The following is a 972-nucleotide window of genomic DNA, read 5'->3' as shown; positions in this document are numbered from 1 at the left end:
TCAGATCTGGCCGGCCTTGTCCAGGGCGGTGCAGCAGGTGTCGACGATCAGGCGTGTGACGACGTACGGGTCGACGTTGGCGTTCGGGCGGCGGTCCTCGATGTAGCCCTTGCCGTCCTTCTCGACCTGCCACGGGATACGGACCGAGGCGCCGCGGTTGGAGACGCCGTAGGAGTACTCGTTCCACGGGGCGGTCTCGTGCAGACCGGTCAGGCGGTCGTCGATGCCGGCGCCGTAGTTCTTGACGTGGTCCATGGGCTTGGAGCCCTCGCCCAGCGACTCGCAGGCGGTGATGATGGCGTCGTAGCCCTCGCGCATCGCCTTGGTGGAGAAGTTGGTGTGGGCGCCGGCGCCGTTCCAGTCGCCCTTGACCGGCTTGGGGTCCAGGGTCGCGGAGACGTTGAAGTCCTCGGCGGTGCGGTAGAGCAGCCAGCGGGCCATCCACAGCTGGTCGGAGACCTCCAGCGGGGAGACCGGGCCGACCTGGAACTCCCACTGGCCGGGCATGACCTCGGCGTTGATGCCGGAGATGGCCAGGCCCGCCTTGAGGCAGTTCTCCAGGTGGGCCTCGACGATGTCGCGGCCGAAGATCTCGTCGGCGCCGACGCCGCAGTAGTAGCCGCCCTGCGCGGCCGGGAAGCCGCCCTCGGGGAAGCCGAGCGGGCGCGAGCCCTTGAAGAAGGTGTACTCCTGCTCGATGCCGAAGATCGGCTCCTGCGCGGCGAACTTGTCCGAGACCTCGACCAGCGCGGCACGCGTGTTGGACTCGTGCGGCGTCATGTCGATGTTGAGGACCTCGCACATGACGAGGACGTCGTCGCCACCGCGGATCGGGTCCGGGTAGGAGGCGACCGGCTTGAGCACGCGGTCGGAGGCGTGACCCTCGGCCTGGTTCGTGGAGGACCCGTCGAAGCCCCAGATCGGCAGCTCGGCACCCTTGGCGTCGTCGGCCATAATCTTCGTCTTCGAACG

1 protein-coding gene is annotated in these 972 nt (G+C 68.2%); it reads right to left on the bottom strand.

Features of this window, described 5'->3' with window-relative positions; translation table 11 throughout:
• Positions 1-972, bottom strand: a 972-nt coding sequence (gene glnII / locus ACTWQR_RS55795; protein ID WP_443235026.1) for a glutamine synthetase, incomplete at its 5' end; no start/stop codon positions are given.

This window comes from Streptomyces sp. 2A115, from assembly GCF_052245575.1.
GTDB lineage: Bacteria > Actinomycetota > Actinomycetes > Streptomycetales > Streptomycetaceae > Streptomyces.
Note: the sequence above shows the minus strand (reverse complement) of the source record. Positions and strands in the feature narration are given on the sequence as shown.